Origin of the sequence: Streptomyces sp. NPDC001663, assembly GCF_042893105.1 — a bacterium.
Lineage (GTDB): Bacteria > Actinomycetota > Actinomycetes > Streptomycetales > Streptomycetaceae > Streptomyces.
The window spans coordinates 308,466-330,066 of record NZ_JBIAUR010000013.1; the positions used below are offsets into that span (position 1 = coordinate 308,466).

Annotated in this window: 17 protein-coding genes; 9 read left to right on the top strand and 8 right to left on the bottom strand. The window is 73.3% G+C overall.

All coding sequences use genetic code 11. From position 1 onward, the window contains the following. Positions 1-55: 55 nt before the first annotated feature. Positions 56-3,175, bottom strand: a complete 3,120-nt coding sequence (locus ACFY1L_RS37305; RefSeq protein WP_388834575.1) for a carboxyl transferase domain-containing protein — start codon at positions 3,173-3,175, stop codon at positions 56-58. Between the two features lie 83 nt (positions 3,176-3,258). Between ACFY1L_RS37305 and ACFY1L_RS37310 the strand changes: the two genes are divergently transcribed. Genes ACFY1L_RS37310 through ACFY1L_RS37320 form a run of 3 tightly spaced genes read left to right on the top strand, consistent with a single transcriptional unit; the run spans position 3,259 to position 5,556 of the window. After that, positions 3,259-3,912, top strand: a complete 654-nt coding sequence (locus tag ACFY1L_RS37310) for a TetR/AcrR family transcriptional regulator (protein ID WP_388834578.1) — start codon at positions 3,259-3,261, stop codon at positions 3,910-3,912. A gap of 7 nt (positions 3,913-3,919) precedes the next feature. Next, entirely contained in the window at positions 3,920-4,816 is an 897-nt protein-coding gene (locus ACFY1L_RS37315) for an AMP-binding protein (protein ID WP_388834580.1), read from the top strand. A gap of 23 nt (positions 4,817-4,839) precedes the next feature. Beyond that, complete coding sequence (locus tag ACFY1L_RS37320; protein WP_388834765.1) at positions 4,840-5,556, top strand: AMP-binding protein; 717 nt, start codon at positions 4,840-4,842, stop codon at positions 5,554-5,556. Positions 5,557-5,565: 9 nt separating this feature from the next. On the opposite strand, the gene ACFY1L_RS37325 is transcribed toward ACFY1L_RS37320, so the two are convergent. Further along, positions 5,566-6,042, bottom strand: coding sequence for an Lrp/AsnC family transcriptional regulator (locus ACFY1L_RS37325; RefSeq protein WP_388834583.1), 477 nt, complete (start codon positions 6,040-6,042; stop codon positions 5,566-5,568). 196 nt (positions 6,043-6,238) lie between these two features. On the opposite strand from ACFY1L_RS37325, the gene ACFY1L_RS37330 reads away from it, so the two are divergent. From ACFY1L_RS37330 to ACFY1L_RS37340, 3 genes are all read left to right on the top strand, one after another. After that, a complete protein-coding gene (locus ACFY1L_RS37330) occupies positions 6,239-7,723 on the top strand; it encodes an FUSC family protein (protein ID WP_388834586.1) in 1,485 nt (494 codons plus the stop codon). A 104-nt stretch (positions 7,724-7,827) separates the two neighbouring features. Then, the gene (locus tag ACFY1L_RS37335) at positions 7,828-9,192 is read left to right on the top strand and encodes a nitric oxide synthase oxygenase (protein WP_388834589.1); all 1,365 of its coding nucleotides are present in this window, start codon (positions 7,828-7,830) and stop codon (positions 9,190-9,192) included. Positions 9,193-9,251: 59 nt separating this feature from the next. Next, on the top strand, positions 9,252-10,286 hold the full coding sequence (locus ACFY1L_RS37340; protein ID WP_388834592.1) for a lactonase family protein: 1,035 nt from the start codon (positions 9,252-9,254) through the stop codon (positions 10,284-10,286). Between the two features lie 145 nt (positions 10,287-10,431). Here ACFY1L_RS37340 and ACFY1L_RS37345 read toward each other — a convergent pair whose 3' ends face one another. The 4 genes from ACFY1L_RS37345 to ACFY1L_RS37360 all read right to left on the bottom strand — a co-directional run bounded on the left by ACFY1L_RS37345 (position 10,432) and on the right by ACFY1L_RS37360 (position 14,302). Further along, a complete protein-coding gene (locus ACFY1L_RS37345) occupies positions 10,432-11,355 on the bottom strand; it encodes a sirohydrochlorin chelatase (RefSeq protein WP_388834595.1) in 924 nt (307 codons plus the stop codon). A 139-nt stretch (positions 11,356-11,494) separates the two neighbouring features. Further along, positions 11,495-12,469 (bottom strand): N-acetylglucosamine kinase, encoded by a 975-nt coding sequence (locus tag ACFY1L_RS37350; RefSeq protein WP_388834597.1) that lies wholly within the window; start codon positions 12,467-12,469, stop codon positions 11,495-11,497. Next, positions 12,466-13,143: a uracil-DNA glycosylase gene (locus ACFY1L_RS37355; RefSeq protein ID WP_388834599.1), complete on the bottom strand. Its 678-nt coding sequence runs from the start codon at positions 13,141-13,143 to the stop codon at positions 12,466-12,468. Before ACFY1L_RS37355 ends, ACFY1L_RS37350 begins: the two co-directional genes overlap by 4 nt. A 73-nt stretch (positions 13,144-13,216) precedes the next feature. Continuing rightward, positions 13,217-14,302: a WD40/YVTN/BNR-like repeat-containing protein gene (locus ACFY1L_RS37360; protein ID WP_388834601.1), complete on the bottom strand. Its 1,086-nt coding sequence runs from the start codon at positions 14,300-14,302 to the stop codon at positions 13,217-13,219. A gap of 293 nt (positions 14,303-14,595) precedes the next feature. Between ACFY1L_RS37360 and ACFY1L_RS37365 the strand changes: the two genes are divergently transcribed. Then, positions 14,596-15,177, top strand: coding sequence for a hypothetical protein (locus tag ACFY1L_RS37365; protein WP_388834604.1), 582 nt, complete (start codon positions 14,596-14,598; stop codon positions 15,175-15,177). 63 nt (positions 15,178-15,240) lie between these two features. Here the strand turns inward: ACFY1L_RS37365 and ACFY1L_RS37370 are convergent, their stop codons facing one another. Then, on the bottom strand, positions 15,241-17,250 hold the full coding sequence (locus tag ACFY1L_RS37370; RefSeq protein WP_388834607.1) for a HEAT repeat domain-containing protein: 2,010 nt from the start codon (positions 17,248-17,250) through the stop codon (positions 15,241-15,243). A gap of 115 nt (positions 17,251-17,365) precedes the next feature. Next, positions 17,366-19,033: a DNA alkylation response protein gene (locus ACFY1L_RS37375; protein WP_388834609.1), complete on the bottom strand. Its 1,668-nt coding sequence runs from the start codon at positions 19,031-19,033 to the stop codon at positions 17,366-17,368. Positions 19,034-19,104: 71 nt separating this feature from the next. On the opposite strand from ACFY1L_RS37375, the gene ACFY1L_RS37380 reads away from it, so the two are divergent. Together ACFY1L_RS37380 and ACFY1L_RS37385 are read left to right on the top strand one after the other, a co-directional pair. Further along, on the top strand, positions 19,105-19,848 hold the full coding sequence (locus tag ACFY1L_RS37380; RefSeq protein ID WP_388834612.1) for a PaaX family transcriptional regulator C-terminal domain-containing protein: 744 nt from the start codon (positions 19,105-19,107) through the stop codon (positions 19,846-19,848). A 63-nt stretch (positions 19,849-19,911) separates the two neighbouring features. Next, a complete protein-coding gene (locus tag ACFY1L_RS37385; protein ID WP_388834615.1) occupies positions 19,912-21,090 on the top strand; it encodes a PfkB family carbohydrate kinase in 1,179 nt (392 codons plus the stop codon). Positions 21,091-21,601: the final 511 nt, after the last annotated feature.

Here is a 21,601-nt window from a genome sequence, read left to right on the forward strand (position 1 = left end):
GCGGTGATGAACGGGCGGTGCCCCGGGCGGGGGACGGGGCACCGCCGGGCTCCCCTCACCAGGTGTCCACGAACGGCCGGTGTCCCGGCTCCGTGACGGGGCACCGCTCCAGCGCCGCCAGAATCCAGGCCCGCGATCCGGCCGGGTCGATGACCGCGTCGATCTCCAGCGCGGCCGCCGCGTTGACCGCCTTCCCGCACTCGTACAACTCGGCGACCCGCTCCTCGAAGACGCGCGCACGCTCGGCCGGGTCCGCGATCGCCTCCAGCTCCTTGCGATAGCCGAGCCGTACCGCGCCCTCGAGCCCCATGCCCCCGAACTCCCCGCTCGGCCAGGCCGCCGTGGCCAGCGGAGCCCGGGTCGAGCCGCCCATCATGGCCATCGCACCGATCCCGTACGCCTTGCGCAGCACCAGACTCACCACCGGCACCCGCAAGTTGGCGCCGATCACGAAGAGCCGCGCGAAGTGCCGTACGGTCGCGGTCCGTTCGGCGTCCGGGCCGACCATGAACCCCGGGGTGTCGCACAGCGAGACGACCGGCAGCCCGAAGGCGTCGCACAACTGCAGGAACCGCGCCGCCTTGTCGGCCGCGTCCCGGTCGATCGCCCCGCCCAGATGGGCCGGATTGCTCGCCACCAGCCCCAGCGGCCGCCCCTCGATCCGCACGAGACAGGTCAGCACGCCCACCCCGAACTCCGGCCGCAGCTCCAGCACCGAGTCGAGGTCCGCGAGCCCGGTGATCGCCGCCCGCACGTCGTACGCCCGCCGCCGGTTCTCGGGGACCACCTGCCGCAGCAGCCGCTGATCCGGCGCCTCCCAACTCCCTTGCTCCCCTTGGTCCCTTTGGTCCCTCTGGAAGTACGACAGATACCGCCGCGCCACCCGCACGGCCTCCGCCTCGTCGGCGACCGCGACGTCCACGACTCCGTTGGGCACCTGCACCGACAGCGGCCCCACCTCCTCGGGCCGGTACACACCGAGCCCGCCGCCCTCGATCATCGCGGGCCCGCCCATCCCGATCGTCGCGTCGGGCGTGGCGATCACCACGTCGCAAACGCCCAGCAGCGCCGCATTGCCCGCGAAGCACCGCCCCGAGACGACGCCGACCAGCGGCACAAGGCCGCTCAGCCGCCCCATCCGCTGGAAGGTGGTCACGTCCAGACCCGACACGGCCGTGGTGTCCGTGTCCCCGGGCCGGCCCCCGCCGCCCTCCGCGAACAGCACCACGGGCAGCCGGCGTTCCTCGGCGAGCTCCAGCATCCGGTCGGTCTTGCGGTGGCCCTGCAGTCCCTGGGTACCGGCCAGGACCGTGTAGTCGTACGACATCACGACGCACGGTCGGCCGTCGATGTGCCCGGTGCCGGTGACGATGCCGTCCGCCGGTGTCGAGCGGATCAGGTCGTCCAGGGAGCGGCGGCTGCGCTGGGCGGCGATCGCGAGCGCACCGAACTCGGTGAAGGTGCCCGCGTCGCAGAGGTCCTCGATGTTCTCGCGGGCGGTGCGCCTGCCGAGGGCATGCCGCTTCGCGACCGCCTCCGGCCGGTTCTCGTCCAGCCCGAAGGAGTGCCGGTGCACGACCTCGGCGAGGTCGAAACGCACGGCGTCCGGGTCGAGCCGTTCCTCGACGAGTTCGTCCTCCTCCGAGCCGGTCAGCCCGTCCACGGCGGCCAACGGGGCGCCCTCGCCGACCGTTTCGCCCACGCGCGCGTGCAGCAGCCGAACCACTCCGGAGCCGGGAGCCCGCACCACGTGCTCCATCTTCATCGCCTCCAGCACCAGCAACTGCTGTCCGGCACGCACCGGTTCACCGGGGGAGACGTCGACGGAGACGACGTTGCCGCTGAGGGGCGCCACGACCGTGCCGTCCGGGGATTCCACCTCGGGAGCGACGTGGGCCTGCGCAAGCTCCGCCACCACACCCGTGTGCGCCCAGAAACGCGGCCGGGCCAGCACTTCCCGCAGCAGCGGAATCCCGGTCCGCACCCCTTCCACGGCGAACTCGCCCAAGGCCCGCCGCGCCCGCGCACACGCCGCCTCCGCGTCGCCCGCCGGGACGTGCGCGACCACCTTCGCGAGCAACGGGTCGTAGCGGACGCCGACTTCGGCTCCCGCACGGATCGCCGTGTCGATGCGCACACCCGGACCGGACGGCAGGTCGAAGCGTGTGATCCGCCCCGCCTCCTCGGCACTGACCCGGGCCTGCACGGCGAACCCGCGCGGCGGAGCCGGCGGCCCCGACATCCCCAGTCCGTCCAGCGTGGCCCCGGCCGCCAACCGCAGTTGTACGGCGACCAGGTCGACCCCCGTCACCTCCTCGGTGACCGTGTGCTCCACCTGGAGCCGGGGGTTGGCCTCGATGAACCAGAACTCCTCGCCCCGGAGCATGAATTCGAAGGTGACCAGGCTCGAGCACCCGGCTGCGCGGGCCATCCGCAGCGCGGCGTCGAGGATCATCTCCCGGGTCCCCTCGGGAAGGTCGGGCGCGGGCGCGATCTCGATCACCTTCTGGTGGCGGCGCTGTGCGCTGCAGTCCCGGTCCCACAGATGCGTGACGGCTCCGGTCGCATCCCCGACGACCTGGACCTCGATGTGCCGGGCGCCCTCCAGCAGCCGTTCCGCATACAACTCGCCCCGCCCGAAGCCCTGTTGCGCCTCCGAGGCACACCGCTCCCAGGCCTCGTCCAGTTCCGCGGCTCGCCGTACGACCCGCATCCCGCGCCCGCCGCCCCCGCCGACCGCCTTGATCATCACGGGTCCGGCGGCCAGCAACTCCAGTGCCCCGTCCGGTCCGTCGGCCCCGGCGAGCACGGGAACCCCGGCCTCGACGGCGAACTCACGGGCGCGTGCCTTGTCCCCGAAGACCGCAAGCACCTCGGGCGTGGGCCCGACGAAAGTGACCCCGGCCTCCAGGCAGCGGTGCGCGAAGCCCGCGTCCTCGCTGAGAAAGCCGTACCCGGGGTGGAGGAAGTCGCACCCGGTGCTCCGCGCGGCCGCGAGCAGCGCGTCGCCGTCGAGATGGTCGCCCAACCGCACGGCCTCGTCGGCCAGCCGGGCATGCGCGTCGTCGCCCTCGACGTACACCGCGACCGTGCGCAGCCCGATCTCCGCCGCGGCCCGCAGGACGCGTACGGCGATCTCCCCGCGGTTGGCGACCAGCACAGCGGCAGAACCCATCGGAGCCCTCCAGGGACACGGACGTCATCGACCGGCCCCGTCATGCTCATTGACATTGACGTCAACGTCAATACGCTCCCCGTGTGGCACGCACACAGAAGGCCTGGGCGGTCCGCACCGCCCGCGACCGCACCGAGGCCCCGGCCCGCGCCCGGCTCCTGGACGCCGCCGAGGCCGTCTTCGCACGGCTCGGACTCGGCCCGGCCACCGTCGCCGACATCACCGCCGAGGCCGAGGTCTCCCGCGCGGGCTTCTATGTGTACTTCGCCTCCAAGGAGGAGATCTTCCGCGTCCTCGCGGTCCGTGTACGGGACGCGTTCCTCGCCGCGCAGGAGGTGCCCGGCGTCGACACGGACGACACACTCGCGGTGGCCGAGGCGTCGGTCGGCGCCTTCATCGCCGCCTACGCCCAACACCAGCCGCTGCTCGGCCTGTTGGAGCAGCAGGCTCGCACCGATCCGGACGTACGGCACCTGTGGGACGAGATCCGCGAACGGCCCGTCCACCGCCACGCCCGCTACATCCGCCGCCTCGCCGACCGCGGCCGGGCCGCCCCGGTCGCCGAACCGCTTGCCCTGGCCCGCGCGGTGGGCGGCATGTGCGTCGAGTCCGCCCGCCGGGTCGCCGCGCACCCCGACTCGTACGACGAGGCCGTACGCGATGTGACCGCCATGTACCTGCACCTGCTCGGAGCCGCACCGAATCGTCAGGAGCAGCCCCGCCTACGTCAGGAGTAGCCGCACCATGACGTCAACGCCAAGCACCGACGCCCACCTCGCCGACCTGCGCGCCCGCTGGGCGAAGTCGCGGCGGCGGGTCGGGCAGCCGGACACCGTGACGCACCGCGCAGGGACGCGGACGGTGCCTGGATACGTACGGCACTGGGCCCGGGAGACGCCCGACAAGGCCGCCTTCGTCGCCCACAGCCAGACGCTCACCTACCGCGAACTCGACGACGCCGTGGACCGGTTGGCGGGCTGGCTGGAGGGTCGCGGTGTGCGCGCCGGGGACCGGGTGGCCGTCCATCTGCCCAACAGTGTGTTCTTCGCCGTCGCGTTCCTGGCGATCCTGCGTCTCGGAGCGGTGCACGTGCCCGTCAACCCGATGTTCAAGGCGGCGGAGGTGAGGCACGAAGTCGAGGACTCCGGCGTCGAGTTGGTGCTGTCCTTCGAGCCGCTGCGGGACGTGCTCGCCGAGGCGCTCGAGGGCACGCCGGCCCGTGCGGTACTGCTGGAGGACGAGTGGCCCGGCATCATGGACCACCCGCTCCTGGCCGCCCCGGCCGAGGACCTCGACGTGCTCGCCGCCCTCAACTACACCGGCGGTACCACCGGACTGCCCAAGGGCGTCGAGCACACCCAGCGCCACATGGTCTACACGGCGACCGCGATCCAGAACGGCATGCCCGGTGCCGAGGACGGCATCGTCTCCCTCTGCTACCTGCCCGTCTTCTGGATCGCGGGCGAGAACCTCGGCATCCTCGCCCCGCTGGTCTCCGGCGGCACCGGCGTGCTGCTCGTCCGCTGGGACCCGGCCGCCGTCCTCGAGGCGATCGAGACGCACCGGGTCACCACCATGGCGGAATCGTCGAGAACTACCTCGAACTCCTCGACCACCCCGAATTCCCGCACCGCGACCTGAGCAGCCTCACCGCCCCGCTCGCCATCTCCTTCATCCGCAAGCTCACCCCCGAGGTGCGCGCCCGCTGGCGGCAGGCCACCGGCGGCACCCTGCGCGAGGCCTCGTACGGCATGACCGAGACCCACACCAGCGACACCAACACCCTCGGTTTCCAGGACGGCGACCACGACCTGCTCGGCGACCCCGTGTTCTGCGGACTGCCCGTGCCCGGCACCGAGTTCATGGTCGTCGACTTCACCACCGGCGAGCCGCTGCCGCTCGGCGAACCCGGCGAGATCGTCGTCCGCGGGCCCTCGGTGCTCACCCGCTACTGGCGTGCACCCGAGGCCACCGCGCAGGCGCTGCGTGACGGCCGGCTGCACACCGGGGACATCGGCAGCCTCGACGAGGACGGCTGTCTGCGCTACCTCGGCCGGAACAAGGACATGATCAAGGTGAAGGGGATGAGCGTGTTCCCCACCGAGGTCGAGACCCTGCTCGGACGGCATCCCGAGGTGCTCGCGGCAGCCGTCGTCGCCGTCGAGGACGAGGACAGCGGTCAACTGCCGTACGCCTTCGTGCGCACCGCACCGGGTTCGGGGCTGACCGCCGACGGGCTGCGCGCCTGGGCGAAGGGGACGATGGCGACGTACAAGGTGCCGCTGGTCGAGATCGTCCCCGAGCTGCCGCTCACCCCGACCGGGAAGATCAGGAAGACGGAGCTGAGCGCACGGGCCGGTCGTGCGCACCCCACGCCGTGAGCTGCGCACTCATTTCCGTGCCGCGCGCCCGATCGACTCGACCAGCGGCAGCAGCCGCTGCGGCACGCGCTCGCGCAGGGCCACCTCGGTGCGGGTGCGGACGACGCCCGGCAGGCTGATGAGCTTCTGGATCACGTCCTCGAGATGGGCGTTGTCGCGCGCCACGACCCGGGTCAGCAGATCGCCGCCGCCCGTGATCGAGAAGGCCTCGACGATCTCCGGCACGGCGGCCAGCGCGTCGCCCACGTCGTCCAGATGTCCCTGGGTGACCTCGATGTGCACGAACGCGAGCACCGGGTGGCCGAGCGCGGCGGGGGAGAGCGTGGGGCCCGTGCCGGTGATCACACCATCCCGTTCCAGGCGGTCGAGGCGGGCCTGCAGGGTGCCGCGTGCGACGCCGAGGATGCGGGCGTACTCGCGCACGCTCGTGCGGGGCTGCTCCATCAGCAGCCGCAGGATGCGGGTGTCGAGCTCGTCCACGGCCATGGTGCGCGGCCCTTCCTCGTACGTGGTCCGTTGGCTCGCTGGTGGACGTGCGTGGACCGATATGTCTGTGCCAATGGCTCAGCATATTCGAGGTCGCTTGAGCCAGTCGCCACGATGATGCTCCAATGAACCCGTCGATGGCGCTGCGGACCCCGCGGCGCCTTTTTCATGCCGTTGTCCAAGGGGGCGGAAAGCAGTGCTGAAGAGGGTGTTCGTGGCTCCGGATCCGGGCCGGGTCCGGCTGCGCTTCGCGGCGCGGGCCGTGCTCGGCATCGGGCTCGCGGTCGTCGTCTGCGGCCTGGCCGGACTCTCCCTCGTCGGCACCGTCACCGGCGGGCTCGCCGCGCTGCTCGCGCTGTTCACCGTCACCGACGCCACCGTCCGCGGACAGGCCGTCACCACCGCGCTGCTGCCGGCCGTCGGCCTGCCGGTGCTGGCCGCCGCTGCCGAGCTGCACGGCCACCCCGTGGCCCGCGACCTCACCTTCCTCGCCGTGATCGGCGCGGGTGTGTACGCGCGCCGCTGGGGCCCGCGCGGGCACAGCCTCGGCGTGTTCGCGTTCATGACCTTCTTCGTGGCGCAGTTCCTGCACGCCACCACTGCGCAACTGCCCGAGCTGTACGCCGCCGTGGTCCTGTCGCTGCTCGCCGCGTCGGCGGTGCGCTTCGGCGTGTGGTGCTACGAGAGCCGGCAGCCCCCGGCGCCGGTGCCCGCCCCAGCGGCCGGTGCCGGACTCGCCCGCGTGACCACGCGCCAGGCGGTGCAGGCGACGGCCGGCGCGGGCTTCGCCCTCGTCGTGGGCCAGCTGGTGTCCGGGCAGCGCTGGTACTGGGCCGTCGGCGCCACCTGGTGGATCTTCGTCAACACCGCCTCGCGCGGCGAGACCCTGGTCCGCGGCTTCCGTCGCGTCCTCGGCACGGTGATCGGCATCGGCCTCGGCCTGCTGATCGCTGTCCCCGTGCACGGAGCGGCCCTCCCCACTGCTGTACTCCTCAGCGCCTGCGTCTTCGGCATCTTCTACACGGCCGCCGTCTCGTACACCTGGATGATGCTCTGGGTGACACTCCTGGCCGAACTCCTCTACGGCCTCCTGGGCGTGCTGAACCCGGGCCTGCTCGCCCTGCGCCTCGCGGAGACCGGCGTCGGCGCGCTCGGCGCCGCGCTCGCCGTGCTCCTCCTCCTGCCGGTCACCACCCACACCACCACCGACGCCTGGATCCAGCGCGCCCTGCGGTGCGTGCACACGTGCACGGCGGAGGCCGCCGCCCGGCTCGCGGGCGCCGTGGACGCCGACCCGGCGCGACGGGTCGCGGAACTGGAACAACTCCTGGGTCGCGTACGGCTGTCCGTCGCGCCCCTGGTGCACCCCCTCAACCCGATGCTCAGCCGAAAGCGCCGCGCCCGCCGGGTCCTGGCCCTGCTCGACGACTGCGCCCACGAGATCCGCGGCCTGGCCACCGTCGCCGCCGACCCGGAGGCCTCCCACGACGCCCGCCTGGCCGCGGCCTGCTGGCGCGTGGAGGCGGCGGTGGAGGCCCTCACCGGAGGCGACCGCGCCCACGTCACCGTCACCACCGAGTCCCCGACCACGGAACCCGCACTGGCCCACCTCCACGGCCTGGAACGGGCCCTCGCGGAACTGGCCACCCCGCTGCGGAATAAAGCAGTATCGGCCATCTAGAGGGTGGATCAGGCCACTGTGCGGGTAACCCCGCCGCTATCGGACGCCCGACCCCCGAGGGCCGCGCGGGAGCGGTCCGCGGGCGTGCCGCCTGGGGGTGTGCCATGCGTAACTTCCCGCGCAGGGACGGACGCTGGAAACCTGCGACCGACGCCGGAGGCAGCCCGCCACCCTGGGTGGACGAACCGGGCGGCTGGCTGGAGCGGTTCGAGACCGGCCACGAGGAGCACTGCGGGCGCTCCGCCCTCTCCCAAGTGACGGGCCTGCGCGGGCGGGTGCTCACCGGCGGTCCACCGACCCCCGTGCGACGCGATCCGCCGCCGTACGAACTCCTGCGCGCCGCCGCCGAGTTCCTCACCCTGCACCACACCGAGGAACGGCTCGGCGACCCGGCCCGCCGTATAGCCGCGGCACATGCCGACATCGCGGCCACGGGCACCTACCGCCACACCACGGAGGAACTCGTCTTCGGCGCCCGGGTGGCCTGGCGCAACGCCAACCGGTGCATAGGGCGCCTGTACTGGCGCTCCCTGCGGGTGCGCGACCTGCGGGACGTGCGCGACGCGGACGCCGTGGCCGAGGCGTCCGCCGGGCATCTGCGGGAGGCCACCCGCGACGGCCGGATCCGCGCCCTCATCTCCGTCTTCGCGCCCGACGAACCCGGCCGCCCCGGACCGCGCATCTGGAACGAACAGCTCGTCCGCTACGCCGGCTACACCCGCCCCGACGGCACGGTCACCGGCGACCCGCGCAACGCCGGCATCACCGCCCTCGCCCTCCGCCTCGGCTGGCCCGGCGGCCCCGGTACCCCCTTCGACGTCCTGCCACTGATCGTCCAGGGCGCCGGCGACGACCGGCCCGACTGGTTCGACGTACCGGACGACGCCGTACTCGAAGTCGACCTCACGCACCCCGAGTACGCCTGGTGGCCCACGCTCGGCCTGCGCTGGCACGCGGTGCCCGCGCTCGCCAACATGTGCCTGGAGATCGGCGGGATCTGCTACCCGGCGGCCCCGTTCAACGGCTGGTACATGGGCACCGAGATCGGCGCCCGCAACCTCGCCGACGCCGACCGCTACGACCTCCTGCCACGCATCGCCGACGGCCTCGGCCTCGACACCCGCACCGACCGCACGCTGTGGAAGGACCGCGCGCTCGTCGAGCTGAACCGCTCGGTGCTGCACTCCTTCGACCGCGCCGGCGTGACCGTCACCGACCACCACACCGAGTCCCGCCGGTTCATCGACCACCTCGACCGCGAGCAGCGCAAGGGCCGCCGGGTGGGCGCCGACTGGTCGTGGATCGTGCCGCCGATCTCCGGCAGCACCACGCCCGTCTTCCACCGCACCTACGACACCGTGGAGGGCGGCCCCGCCTACGTCCACCACCCCGAGGCCCTCGCCCGGGCCCGCGGTGAGACCGGCGCCGCCAGCATTGCGGCCCGGTCAAATCCCCCACGTATGGTCTAGACCGCTGGTGATCGACTGCTAACGTCGCCCCGACGGAACCGGACCGAGAGGGGACAGCGGTGACAGACGGCGGCGGGCGGCGACGGCGGGCCTTCATCGGGTCGTTCACGGCGGCGGGAGGCCCCGGGATCGTGACGGCGGCCGTGGCCGCGGACGGCGGTGCACTGACCGCCCTGAACAATGTGGCCGGCGTACCCGACCCCTCGTATCTGGCCCTGGCGCCCGGCGGGGACACCCTCTACGCGGTCAGCGAGACGGCCGAGGGCGCGGTGGCCGCGTACCGGGTGACGGGGGAGCGGCCCGAGCAGGCCGGCGCGCCGGTGCCGGTCGGCGGGAGCGGACCCACGCACCTGAGCGTCTTCGACGGACACGTCCTGACGGCCAACTACGGCTCCGGCAGCGTCACCGCCGTCCCCGTCCGGGCCGACGGCAGCCTCGCGGGCGCCGCGTCCGACGTGCTCCAGCACAAGGGCTCCGGTCCGCACAACCGCCGCCAGCAAGGCCCGCACGCCCACCAGGTGCAGCCCGACCCGAGCGGACGGTGGGCCGTCAGCATCGACCTCGGCACCGATTCCGTACGGGTGTGCACGCTGACCGGCGGCAGCCTCGCGGTGCACCGGGAGATCTCGCTGCGGCCCGGCTCGGGCCCGCGCCACCTGGCCTTCCACCCCGACGGCGCGCGTGCGTACGTGCTCAACGAACTCACCCCCACCCTCACCGTCTGCCGCTGGGACTCCAGCGAGGGCCTGTTGGAGCCGCTGACCGAACACCAGGTCCTGCCCGACGCCCCGGCCGGCGACGCCTACCCCTCGGGCGTCGTCGTCTCGCCCGACGGCCGCTTCGTGTGGACCGCCACCCGCGGCGAGGACGTCCTGTCCACGTTCGCCGTCGAGGGAGAGGAGCTGCGGCTGGTCGGCACCGTGCCCTGCGGCGGCGACTGGCCGCGCGCCATCGCCGAGTCCGGGGGATTCCTGTATGCCGCGAACGAGCGCTCCGGCAACGTGACCTGGTTCGCCCTCGACCCGGCCACGGGCCTGCCCCGGTACGAGGGCTCGCTCGCCGTACCGGCCGCGTCCTGCGTGGTCTTCGACTGACGGCCTGCGCGTCCGGCGTGTCCTGCGGCTGGTCCTGGAAGTCGTGGCTGAGCCCGGTGCACGTGGCTGAGCCCGGAACGCCGAAGGGCCCGGCTCCCGAGTGCGGAGCGGGCCCTTCGGCAGTCCTACGTCTGTGCCGTGCGCGTCAGCGGACCGGCGCGCCCTGCGGCTGCGGCGGGGCGATGCCCAGGGCCGTCGTGTACTTGGCCAGCGCGAGCTTGCCGATCGCCGGGTAGGGGCCGAGGCCCTCGGCCGCCGCGCAGTCCGCCTCCCTCGCCGCCTCCTCGATCAGGCCAGGGTCGATCTCCGGCCCTATCAGGTACGGCGCCAGCGCCAGCTGCTGCGAGCCCGAGGACCGCAGCTGCTCGGCGACGGACGCGATCGCGCCCTCCTGGTCCAGCGCCGCCGCCATCACCGGCACGGCCAGGCGCGCGGCGAGCAGCATGCCGGTGATCCCGGCCGCCTGCACCGCCTCGTCACCGCCGACCGAGGCCAGGATGATGCCGTCCGCGGCGGTCGCCACGGTGAACAGGCGGGCGCGGTCGGCGCGGGCCAGGCCGGCCTCCGACAGCCGCACGTGCAGCGCCTCCGCGAGCAGCGGGTGCGGGCCCAGGACGTCGGTCAGGTCGGCCGCGACGCGGCTGTCCATGACCGCCTGGCGGATGCGCCGCAGCAGGGCGCTGTCCGGGCCGGCGAGCAGCGGCACGACGACGGCGACGGGGCCGTCCGGCTCCTTGACGTCGAGACCGGCGGCTTTGGCCTGCTCGTAGCGGGCCCTGCGCTCCTCGGCGGCGTGCACGAGCACGGCCTGGAGCGTGGGGTACTCCGCGTCGTCCCCGTCCAGGTAGCCGATCCGGCCGTCGAGGCCCGGGAGCTCGGAGCGAGCGATGCTCACGACCTCCTCGGCGAGGCCGCGCGTGGCGGTGCCGGGAGCGCCCGGCACCGCGAGGACGAGCGCGGGCGCGCCCTCGGGAGCCGCCAGGGGCTCGGGTCGGCGGTGCCGCCCGGGCTGGCGAGGTCGCGGCATTCGTACTGGCAGGCCGGACGCGGGCCCAGTGGGGGAGCTCATGGCGACGCATGTTACTGGCTTCCTGGGCTCCCCTGTTCGGGGAGGGTGCAGGTGAGCGGTATCCGTCCTGTTTTGTCTGATGAGTTACGTACGGATCAGAAGTGATCGGCACCCCGGGAACGGTCCCTTGTCCCGGTTGTCACACGCGGTTCGTTACGCACAGCATGGTCTCGTCACTCGGAAGAGTGAGCGCTCCTGCCGCGAGGTCGTCCGCGATGCGTACCGAGCCCTCGAGCGGATCGCCGGCGGACGGCACCAGCGGCGCGTGCGGCAGCCGCTGCGCCAGCTCTTCCTTCAGCGGTACGAGGAGCGTGTCCCCCATCTTGAACAGACCGCCTGTGACGGCTACTCGGGGCTCTCCCGTGGCCGGGCAGACCGCGGCCGCCGATTCGGCCATGTGCCGGGCCGCGGCGCGCAGGATGTCCGCGGCGACCGGATCACCGTCGGCGCAGTCGGCCACCTGCGGCGCGAACGAGGCGAGGACGGCGGGACGGTCAGGGCGTGGGTAGAGCCGGCCCGGTAGCCCCGGCATCGGCCCGAACGCCTCCGTGGCACGGGCCAGCAGTCGGGCCGAACCGCCGGGCCGCCCGTCGTGCGCGCGCAGGGCGGCCTCCAGTCCCGCCCGCCCGATCCAGGCACCGCTGCCGCAGTCGCCCAGCAGATGGCCCCAGCCGTCCGCCCGGCGCCAGCGGGTCAGGTCGGTGCCGACGGCGATCAGGCCCGTACCGGCGGCGACCACGGCACCGGGCCGTGGCCCGAGGGCGCCCACATACGCGGTGACGGCGTCGGCGACGAGGGCGACGCGGCGGATGCCGAACTCCCGCTCCAGCGTGCCCGGCAGTTCGGCACGCAGGGCCTCGCCCAGGCTGGCGAGCCCGGCCGCACCCACTACGGCCGCGGTCAGCGCGGTAACACCGGTCTCGGCGGTCAACTCCCGCACCATCGGCACCAGTTGCGCCAAGAGATGCCTCGGCTCGATCCCCCGGGCACCGGTGCGGACCGGCTCCCGGGACTCCCGCTGGGCGCGCACGGCACGCGCCATGCCTTTGACGACGACCCGCAGCCCGGAGCCCCCCGAATCGACCGCGAGGACCCCGTCGCCCGCACCGGTCACGGCAGGCGCCAGTCCACCGGCTGTCCGCCCTGTCCGATCAGCAGGTCGTTGGCGCGGCTGAACGGGCGGGAGCCGAAGAAGCCGCGGTCGGCCGACATCGGGGAGGGGTGCGCCGACTCCACCGACGGGAGGCTGCCGAGCAGCGGGCGCAGGTTGCGGGCGTCGCGGCCCCACAGGATGGACACCAGCGGCTTGCCGCGCCCGGCCAGCGCACGGATGGCCTGCTCGGTGACCTCCTCCCAGCCCTTGCCGCGGTGCGCCGCGGGCTTGCGCGGGGCGGTCGTCAGCGCCCTGTTGAGCAACAGCACGCCCTGCTGCGTCCACGGCGTCAGATCGCCGTTGGACGGCTGGGGCATGCCCAGGTCGGTGTTCAGCTCCCGGTAGATGTTGATGAGACTGCCCGGCAGCGGACGCACCTCGGGCGCCACCGAGAACGACAGCCCCACCGCATGCCCCGGGGTCGGGTACGGGTCCTGCCCGACGATCAGGACGCGGACGTCGTCGAAGGGCTGTTGGAAGGCCCGCAGAACATTCGGTCCGGCCGGCAGATACGTGCGCCCCGCGGCGATCTCCGCGCGCAGGAAGTCCCCCATCCCGGCGATCCGTTCGGCCACGGGTTCCAGGGCCTTCGCCCAGCCCGCCTCGACGATTTCATGCAAGGGTCGTGGTGCCACGGGCGTCACCCTACTGCCGTACGGGCAGCGGCAATCAACCGGTGGCCAAGGCCCTGCGGTCCCCCCTGACGGCTCATCCGACCACCGCGGCCCGCACACACAGCACGTCCGGCAGATGCGAGGCCAACTGCCGCCAGCTGTCGCCGTCGTCGGCCGATGCGTACACCTCGCCGTTGCGGTTGCCGAAGTACACACCCGCCGGGTCGGCGTCGTCGGTGCACATCGCGTCGCGCAGCACCGTGCCGTAGTGGTCCTCCTGGGGCAGGCCCGCCGACAGCGGCTCCCAGCTCTTGCCCGCATCCGCCGTGCGGAAGACCCGACAACGGTGGTCGGCGGGCACCCGGTCTGCGTCCGCGTTGATCGGATACACGTACGCCGTGTCGCCGCGGCGGGGGTGGGTGGCCGCCGCGAAGCCGAAGGTGGACGGCAGCCCTTCGCCGATGTCGGTCCAGTGCGCGCCCGCGTCGTCGCTTCTGTACACCCCCCAGTGGTTCTGCAGATACAGGCGGTCCGGGTTCGCCGCGTCCCGCGCGACCTTGTGCACGCACTGGCCGAACTCCGGGTTCGGATCCGGCAGGAACACCGCGGAGACACCGGAGTTGGAGGGGGCCCAGCTGGCGCCGCCGTCGAGGGTGCGAAACACTCCGGCGGTCGAGACCGCGACCGTCACGGCCTGCGGGGCGCGCTTGTCGGTGAGCACGGTGTGCAGGCCCTCACCGCCGCCGCCCGGCACCCACTTGGAGCGGGTGGGGTGCTCCCACAGGGGGCGGACCAGCTCGAAGGTCTCGCCGCGATCCTCGGAGCGGTACAGCGCGGCCGGTTCCGTACCCGCGTACACCACGTCCTCCTCCGCCGCCGCCGGGTGCAGTTGCCACACGCGCTCCAGCGAAGCCCCCGTGTCCTTGGGGAACTTGACGGCGGGCTGGGGCGGTTCGGTCCAGGTGCGGCCCAGGTCGTCGGAGTGGAACACCGACGGGCCCCAGTGGGCGCTGTCGCCGCCGGCCAGCAGGCGCGGGCGGTCACCGCGGGTGTCGATGGCCACCGAGTACAGGGCCTGTGCGTTGAAGTAGGGCGTCTCGTCGAACTCCCATGTCCCACCGCGCCGACGCCCGATGAACAGGCCTTTTCGCGTGCCCACGGCGAGTAGTACCTCGGTCATGCCGATCACCTCCGCGACGTCTTTGTCTCAGACACCGGCAAGTCTGCACCCCACCACTGACAGTCACCTCTGGAAACGCCGTCCACGCAGGTCAGAGTGGTATCGGCCAGGCGGCGCGGTAATCCGGACCTGTTTTCGAAGACGCCTGCGCGGACGGGGTGACTCGTGCGACCGTCGATTCGCGGGGCTCGCCCTGAGCATCCAGAGGCCTTCGCCCGTATGGGAAGGAGGCCGATGGGGTCTGTGCTCTGAGGCTGTGGGGAGGATGTGCGCTCGTGAGGAGGATGCCTTCGATGGCGTTCCGTGGTCCGAAGGTCTGGCTGTGGCGATGGCGGCGCAACCCGCTCAAGCGCCGCGCTGACGCGGTGGAGGCCTGGGTCGTGCTCGGCGCCTGGCTGGTCACCGTCCTTGCCGGGGTGCTCGCCGGTCTGACGGCCACCAGATCCGTTGAGGACGGGCTGGCCCGCGAGCGCGTCGAATGGCATCAGGTCGCCGCCCGACTGACCGAGAAGGCACCCGGCACCGCCCCCGCCCACGACACGTCCAGCGGCGACCTGGTCTGGGGCAAGGTGCGCTGGACCGTGCCGGACGGCACCACGCACACCGGCCAGGTCCGCGTCCGTCCCGGCAGCGCCGCCGGCACGGAAGTCCCGGTCTGGACGGACCCGCAGGGGCACCTGGTCTCCAAGCCCGCCACCGTCGCACAGGCCCAGTTGAGGGCCTCGCTGATCGGTGTCCTGGTGGGCGCGAGCGCCGCGGTGGTGCCCTTCGTCGGCGGCCGCGTCCTGTGCGGCCGCCTCGAACGCCGCCGTATGTCCCAGTGGGACACGGAGTGGGCCCGCTTCGGGCCCCTGTGGGGACGCAAGACGGGCTGACGGGCCCGGCCTCCGGATCACCGGCGACTCGCAGGGCAGGGCCCGCGCGGGCGTGCGCGTGCCCTACACGTCACCCACTGCCTGCCGGCACGCCCGCAGCAGCTGTTCGTCCTCCACGATGTCGCGGGTGCCGTATCCGCCGAGCGACGCCTGATGCCGCCGAGGAGAGGAGACCTCCGCGCGCAGCAGATCGTGCAGGGGCGCACCCGCGGGACCGAGTTCGACGACGCACGCTGCGATGGTGAGCCGCGTGTGCGGGTTCTGCGCCCAGGCCGCCTTCAGGGTCGGGACGGCGATCTCCGGGTCCCCGCCGATCCGCCACACGGCGCACGCGGCCGCCGTCCGGTCCCACATGTCCTCGGACTCGGCCATGCGGCACAGCTCCGGCAGCGCGGGGCGGGCCGCCTGCCCCAGGCGGGCCAGCGTCTCCGCAGCCGCCCGCCGACCATGCCGCCCGCTCGTCAACTCGCGGACCAGCACGGGCAGTACGGCGGAGACGTCACCCTCCACGGACCACAACGCCCCGGCGGCGGCGACCGCCGACCCGGTGTCCAGCAGCCCACGCAACGCGGGAATCGCCTCCCGCGCCGCCGCCCCGAACGCCCCCAGGGCGCGGGCCGCCGAGTCCACCACCGTCTCCCGCGACGGCACGCCGTCCGGCATGCCCAGCAGCAGACGCAGCACCTCCGGCACCGACTCCGCGTCGCCGAGCGCCTCCAGCGCCCACAGCAGCGGCGCCGCCCGCTCGTAGGTCTCGGGGGAGTCGAGCGGAACGTCCCCGAGCCTGCGCCGCAGCGCCGGCGCCAGCGGGGCCGCGGCGGCACCCAGGTGGACGACCACACGTCCCAGGTCGTCCGGTACGACCTTCCCGGCCAGCAGCTGTGCCAGCACCGGCGTCGCCCGCGCATTCCCGCACTGCGCAAGGACCTTGACCGGGGTGCCCAAGTTCGGTGCCCCGCGCTCCCACCGCCGTACCCACAGATCGGGGCGGGAGGTCACCAGCGCGTCGAGGTGGTCGGCGGCCGGAGCGGCCAGGTCGAGGAGGCCGTCCAGGGCGGACAGTGCGGCCTCGCGCAACCGGTCGTCCTCCGTGCCCAGTTGCGCGCCGATCAGGGCCACGGGCTCGCTGCAGTCGGCGCGCCACTCGCGTATCAGCCCGGGGAACATCCACACCGCGTTGCACCGGTCGGTCGGGTCCGGGCTGCTCAACTGCCCCACCAGCAGGGCGATCCGGTCGGCCACCCGGTCGTCGAGCGCGCTGTGCAGGGTCCGCAGCAGCTGCGAGCCCTCCTCGTCCGAGGGCCGCAGCCGCCGCAGCCGGCCGACGAGCGTGTCGGTGCCGGGACAGTCCGGCTTCGCCCGCCTGCAGGGCCGCTGTTCGGAGCGCTCCCTCAGCAGCCGTACGACGGTGGGCACCAGGTCGGTCGGAAGCCGGTCGGGCGCACAGCCCGCGAGCTGGCCGAGGGCGGCGAGGCGAAGCCCGGGGCCGTACGGCGGGAGGCTGTGCGCCGTCAGGAGGGCCACCGCCCCGGCGGTCTGCCCGGGGTGCCGCCGTACGTAGAGCCCGAGGCTCTCGGTCAGGGCGAGCAGGACCCGGTCGTCCCGCTCCACGGTGATCCGCTCCCGCAACAGGCCCAGTACGCGCGCCGGTTCGGCGAGAAATCGCACCAGCGCCCCGGGGGCCGCCCGCCGCACCCCGGTGTCCGGATCCCCCGCCAGCCGGGCGAAGGCCTCGGCGCCCGCGCGGATCGCGGTGTACGCCTTCGCGCAGGCCCCGTCCGTGTCCGCCCGCGCCTCGCCCTCCCGGCCGATGCTCACCAGCAGTTCCACGAGGCCGCCCCGGTCCGGCACTTGCACGCACTCCACCAGCGCGAACAGAAACGGAACGCAGGCCAGTGTCGAGTCGTACACGTCTCCCTGGTGGTGCACCGCGCCGTACATCGCGTCGAGCGCGACCTCCCGCTCGGCGGGGTCCGCGGAGGCGAGACCCCGCAGCAATCCGGGCACGTCCTCCGCGCTGCCGTACGCATGCCGCAGTGAGGCCCAGTCGACCTCGTCGATCCCCGTGAACACGTTGTCCTCCCCAGGCGAAGTGCCAACCGATCGTGAGTCTGCACCACGCCACTGACAACGAAGCGGAATCGGGAGGTGACTCTGCGCCAAACACGCGCGCCCGCCGGCCAGAGGCTCAACTGCCCCCGGGCAGCGCGCGATTCAGGACGGCGTCCACATCGGCCGCGTCGGACAGCGTGCCGAAGGCGTGCCCCCAGTCGCCGCCCAGCCGGCTCGCGCAGAAGGCGTCGGCGACGGCGGGCGGGGCGTGCCGGACCAGCAGGGAGGCCTGCAGGGTCAGGGCCATCAGCTCGACCAGCCGGCGGGCACCGGACTCGGACGCCGTGACCAGGAGGCTCTCGAGCCTGGTCACCGCGGCATCCAGACGGGCGTCCGCGCCCTGCGCCAGGGCGAGTTCGTCGAAGAGCGCCTGGGCGGTGCCCGGCTCACGCCTCAACGCCCGCAGCACGTCGAGGGCGTTGACGTTCCCCGAGCCCTCCCAGATCGACAGCAGCGGAGCCTCGCGGTAGTGGCGGGGCATGCCCGACTCCTCCACATAGCCGTTGCCGCCGAGGCACTCCAGGGCCTCCGCGGTGAAGGCCGGACCCCGCTTGGTGACCCAGTACTTGCCGACGGCGGTCGCGATCCGCCGGAACGCCGCCTCACCCGCGTCCCCGCGCACCGCCCGGTCCGCGGCGCCCGCCAGCCGCAGCGTGAGCGTGGTGGCCGCCTCGGACTCCAGCGCGAGGTCGGCCAGGACGTTGCGCATCAGCGGCTGATCGACCAGCCGGGCCCCGAACGCGCTGCGGTGGCACGCATGGTGTCCCGCCTCGACCAGCGTCTTGCGCATCAGCGTGGCCGACATCATCACGCAGTCCAGCCGCGTGCAGTTGACCATCTCGATGATCGTCTTGACGCCCCGCCCCTCCGGCCCGACCAGCCAGGCGAGGGTCCCGTCGAACTCCGGCTCGGAGGAGGCGTTGGAGCGGTTGCCCAGCTTGTCCTTGAGGCGCTGTATGCGGAAGGTGTTGCGGCTGCCGTCCGGCAGGATCCGCGGCACCAGGAAACACGACAGCCCCTCCGGGGCCTGCGCCAGCACCAGGAACACGTCGCACATCGGCGCCGAGGTGAACCACTTGTGCCCGCGCAGCGCGTACATGCCGGGCTCGGCGGTCGGCCACGCCGTCGTGGTGTTGGTACGGACGTCGGAGCCGCCCTGCTTCTCCGTCATCCCCATGCCGGCGAGCAGACCGCGCTTCTCGGTCGGCACCCGGAGCTCCGGCTCGTACTCCCGGCCGGTCAGCAGGGGTTCGTAGACCTTCGCCAGCTCGGGCTGCGCGCGCAGTGCGGGGACCGCCGCGTACGTCATCGACGTGGGACAGCCGTGCCCGGCCTCGGTGTGCCCCCACACCAACCCGCCCGCGGTACGGGCGACATGGGCGCCGGGACGGTCGTCCGCCCAGGGTGCGCCGGCCATGCCCGCGGCGACCGCGGTCCGCATCAGGTGGTGCCAGCTCGGGTGGAAGTCGACCTCGTCCACGCGGTTGCCGTACCGGTCGTGCGTGCGCAGCACCGGCTCGTGCACGTTGGCCTGCTCGGCCCACTCCTGAGCCTCGGCACTGCCGGCCCTGAGGCCCAGCCGCCGGACGTCCTCCTCGGCCCATCCGGCGCCCTCCCGGTGCAGCCCTTCCAGCAGGGCCGTGTCCTCGGAGGCGTCGTACGGCGTCAGGGGCGGGGGCTGGTTGGTGACGTCGTGCGTGGCGTACTGCTGCTGGGGTCGCGAGGGTGCGGGTGTCGAGGTCATGGAGCCATGTTGCACCTTTCCTGCGGTCGTAGCAATGATGCAACAAGAAGGCGCACGTACAGTACGTGACCATGCGCATGAACGTGTCCGAGCAGCCCGGTGAGGTCGATCTGCGCCCGTTGTCCGCGCGGTCGGTCGTGCTGAGCCTGCTGCTGGGCACGCATCCGCCGGAGCTCCCGGTGAAGGACCTCGTCCGCGCGGTGGAGCCCTTCGGTGTCGGCGGCTCCACGCTGCGTGCCGCGCTCAGCCGGATGGTGGCCGCCGGTGACCTGCGGCGCACCGACGCCGTCTACCGGCTCAGCGACCGCCTGCTGGCCCGCCAGCGCCGCCAGGACGAGGCGGTGGACGCCCGCACGCGCGCGTGGAGCGGCGACTGGGAGATGGTGGTGATCACGGCGACCGGGCGCGGCCCCGCCGAACGCGCCGATCTGCGCGCCCGGTTGACCGCTCTGCGCCTGGCCGAACTCCGCGAGGGCGTGTGGCTGCGCCCCGCCAACCTGATTCGCCCCCTCCCGGGCGACCTGGACCCGGTGGCCGAGTCCTACACCTCCCGCCCCGACCGCCCCGCACGTGAACTGGCCGCGCACCTCTGGCCGTTGGGCACCTGGTCCGCCACGGCCCGCGCCCTGCTCGCCCACATCGCCGGAGCACGCCACCCGGCCGACCGCCTCACCGCCTTCGCCGCGGTCGTACGACACCTGCTGACCGACCCCGTCCTGCCCCCCGAACTGCTTCCCGAGGACTGGCCGGGCGCCGCCTTGCGCGCCGCGTACGCCGAGTACCAGCGGGAGATCGTCGGATCGATGGGGCGCTGAGAGAAGGCCGCCGGCCGATGCCCCTCTTGCTTACTCCAATAAAGGCGCTTTAGTTTGGTCAGCATGATGTTGACCCAGCGGGAGCGCGAGATCATCGCGCTGCTGCGCCGTGACCCGCTCGCCGGGGCGCAGGCGATCGCCGACGCCCTCGGGAGCACCCGGGCGGCGGTGAACGTGCACCTGTCCAACCTGGGGAAGAAGGGCGCCATCCTCGGCCGCGGCTACATCCTCCGCGAGGAGAACGCGGTCGTGGTCGTCGGCGGGGCCAACGTCGACGTGAAGGTGCGCAGCCTGGCGCCCGTACGGCAGCGGACGAGCAACCCCGGGCGGGCCGGCACCACGGCGGGCGGCGTGGGCCGGAACATCGCGGAGAACCTGGCGCGGCTGGGCACTCCCACGCATCTGATCGCCGCCGTAGGACGGGACGCGGCGGGCGAGCAGCTGCTCACCGAGACCGCGGCCGCCGGGGTGCGCCTCGACCACGTGCACCGCAGCGTGCACCCGACGGGGACGTACACCGCGGTCCTCGACTCCGACGGCGACCTGGTCGTGGCGGTGGCGGACATGGCGGCCACCGAGGCGCTGGCGCCTCAGGACCTGCGTCCGGCCCGCGAGTTGATCGCCCACGCCGACATGCTGGTCCTGGACGGCAACCTGCCGGCCGAGGTGCTGGCGTACGCGATGGACGTGGCGCACCCCGCGGACGTGCCGGTGGTGATCGACCCGGTCAGCGCACCCAAGGCGGCCCTGCTCGCCCCGCTGCTCACCGCCCGCCGCCCGGTCTTCGCCCTCACGCCGAACCTCGACGAACTGCGCGCCCTGCTCGGCCGGCCCGTCGGCGACAGCGAGGCCGAGGTGACCGCCGCCGCCGACACGCTGCACGCGCGCGGAGTGCGTCACGTCTGGGTAAGGCTCGGCGCGCGCGGCAGCCTACTGAGCACCGCGGGCGAGAACGCGACGTTCCTGGCGGCGCCCCCCGCCGAGGTCGCCGACGTCACCGGCGCCGGCGACGCGATGCTCGCCGCATTCGTCCACGCCCTGCTGGCGGGCGGCGACCCGGTGGACGCCGCCCGCTACGGACATGCCGCCGCCGCCCTGACGGTCGAGAGCCCGGCGACGGTACGCCCGGACCTGACCTCGCGCCTCATCGAGGACACGTTGACCGACGCGAGCGCTCCGCGAGAAGGGGGCGACCCGACCGGCCCGGATGACGTGGCCGCCTCACGGGCCCGCTCGGCCTGAACGACCTTGACCACCCGCTGCCCGGCCCGACCCGCACAGCCCTCCCGACTCGCCGGACCGGACGAGCCCGAATGACGTTACCGACTCTCCGACCCGACCGACTCGCCCGGTCTGACGCCCCGAACCGCCCACTGACTCACTCGCCCGGACCAGCCTGATTGACGCGGCCGACCCAAGCGGCCCACCTGCCCCGCCCGACCCGAATCGCCCGCCCGTCCCGACCGGCCCAGACCAGTCCGAAGGACGAGGCCGACTGAAGTGGCCCACCTGCCCCACCCGATCCGAATCGCCCGCCCGTCCCGACCGGCCCGAACCACCGCCCGATCGGCCCGAATGACGAGGCCGACTCGAGCGGCCACCTGCCCCGCCCGACCCGAATCGCCCGCCCGTCCCGACCGGCCCGAACCAGTCCGAATGACGAGGCCGACTGAAGTGGCCCACCTGCCCCACCCGATCCGAATCGCCCGCCCGTCCCGACCGGCCCGAACCACCGCCCGATCGGCCCGAATGA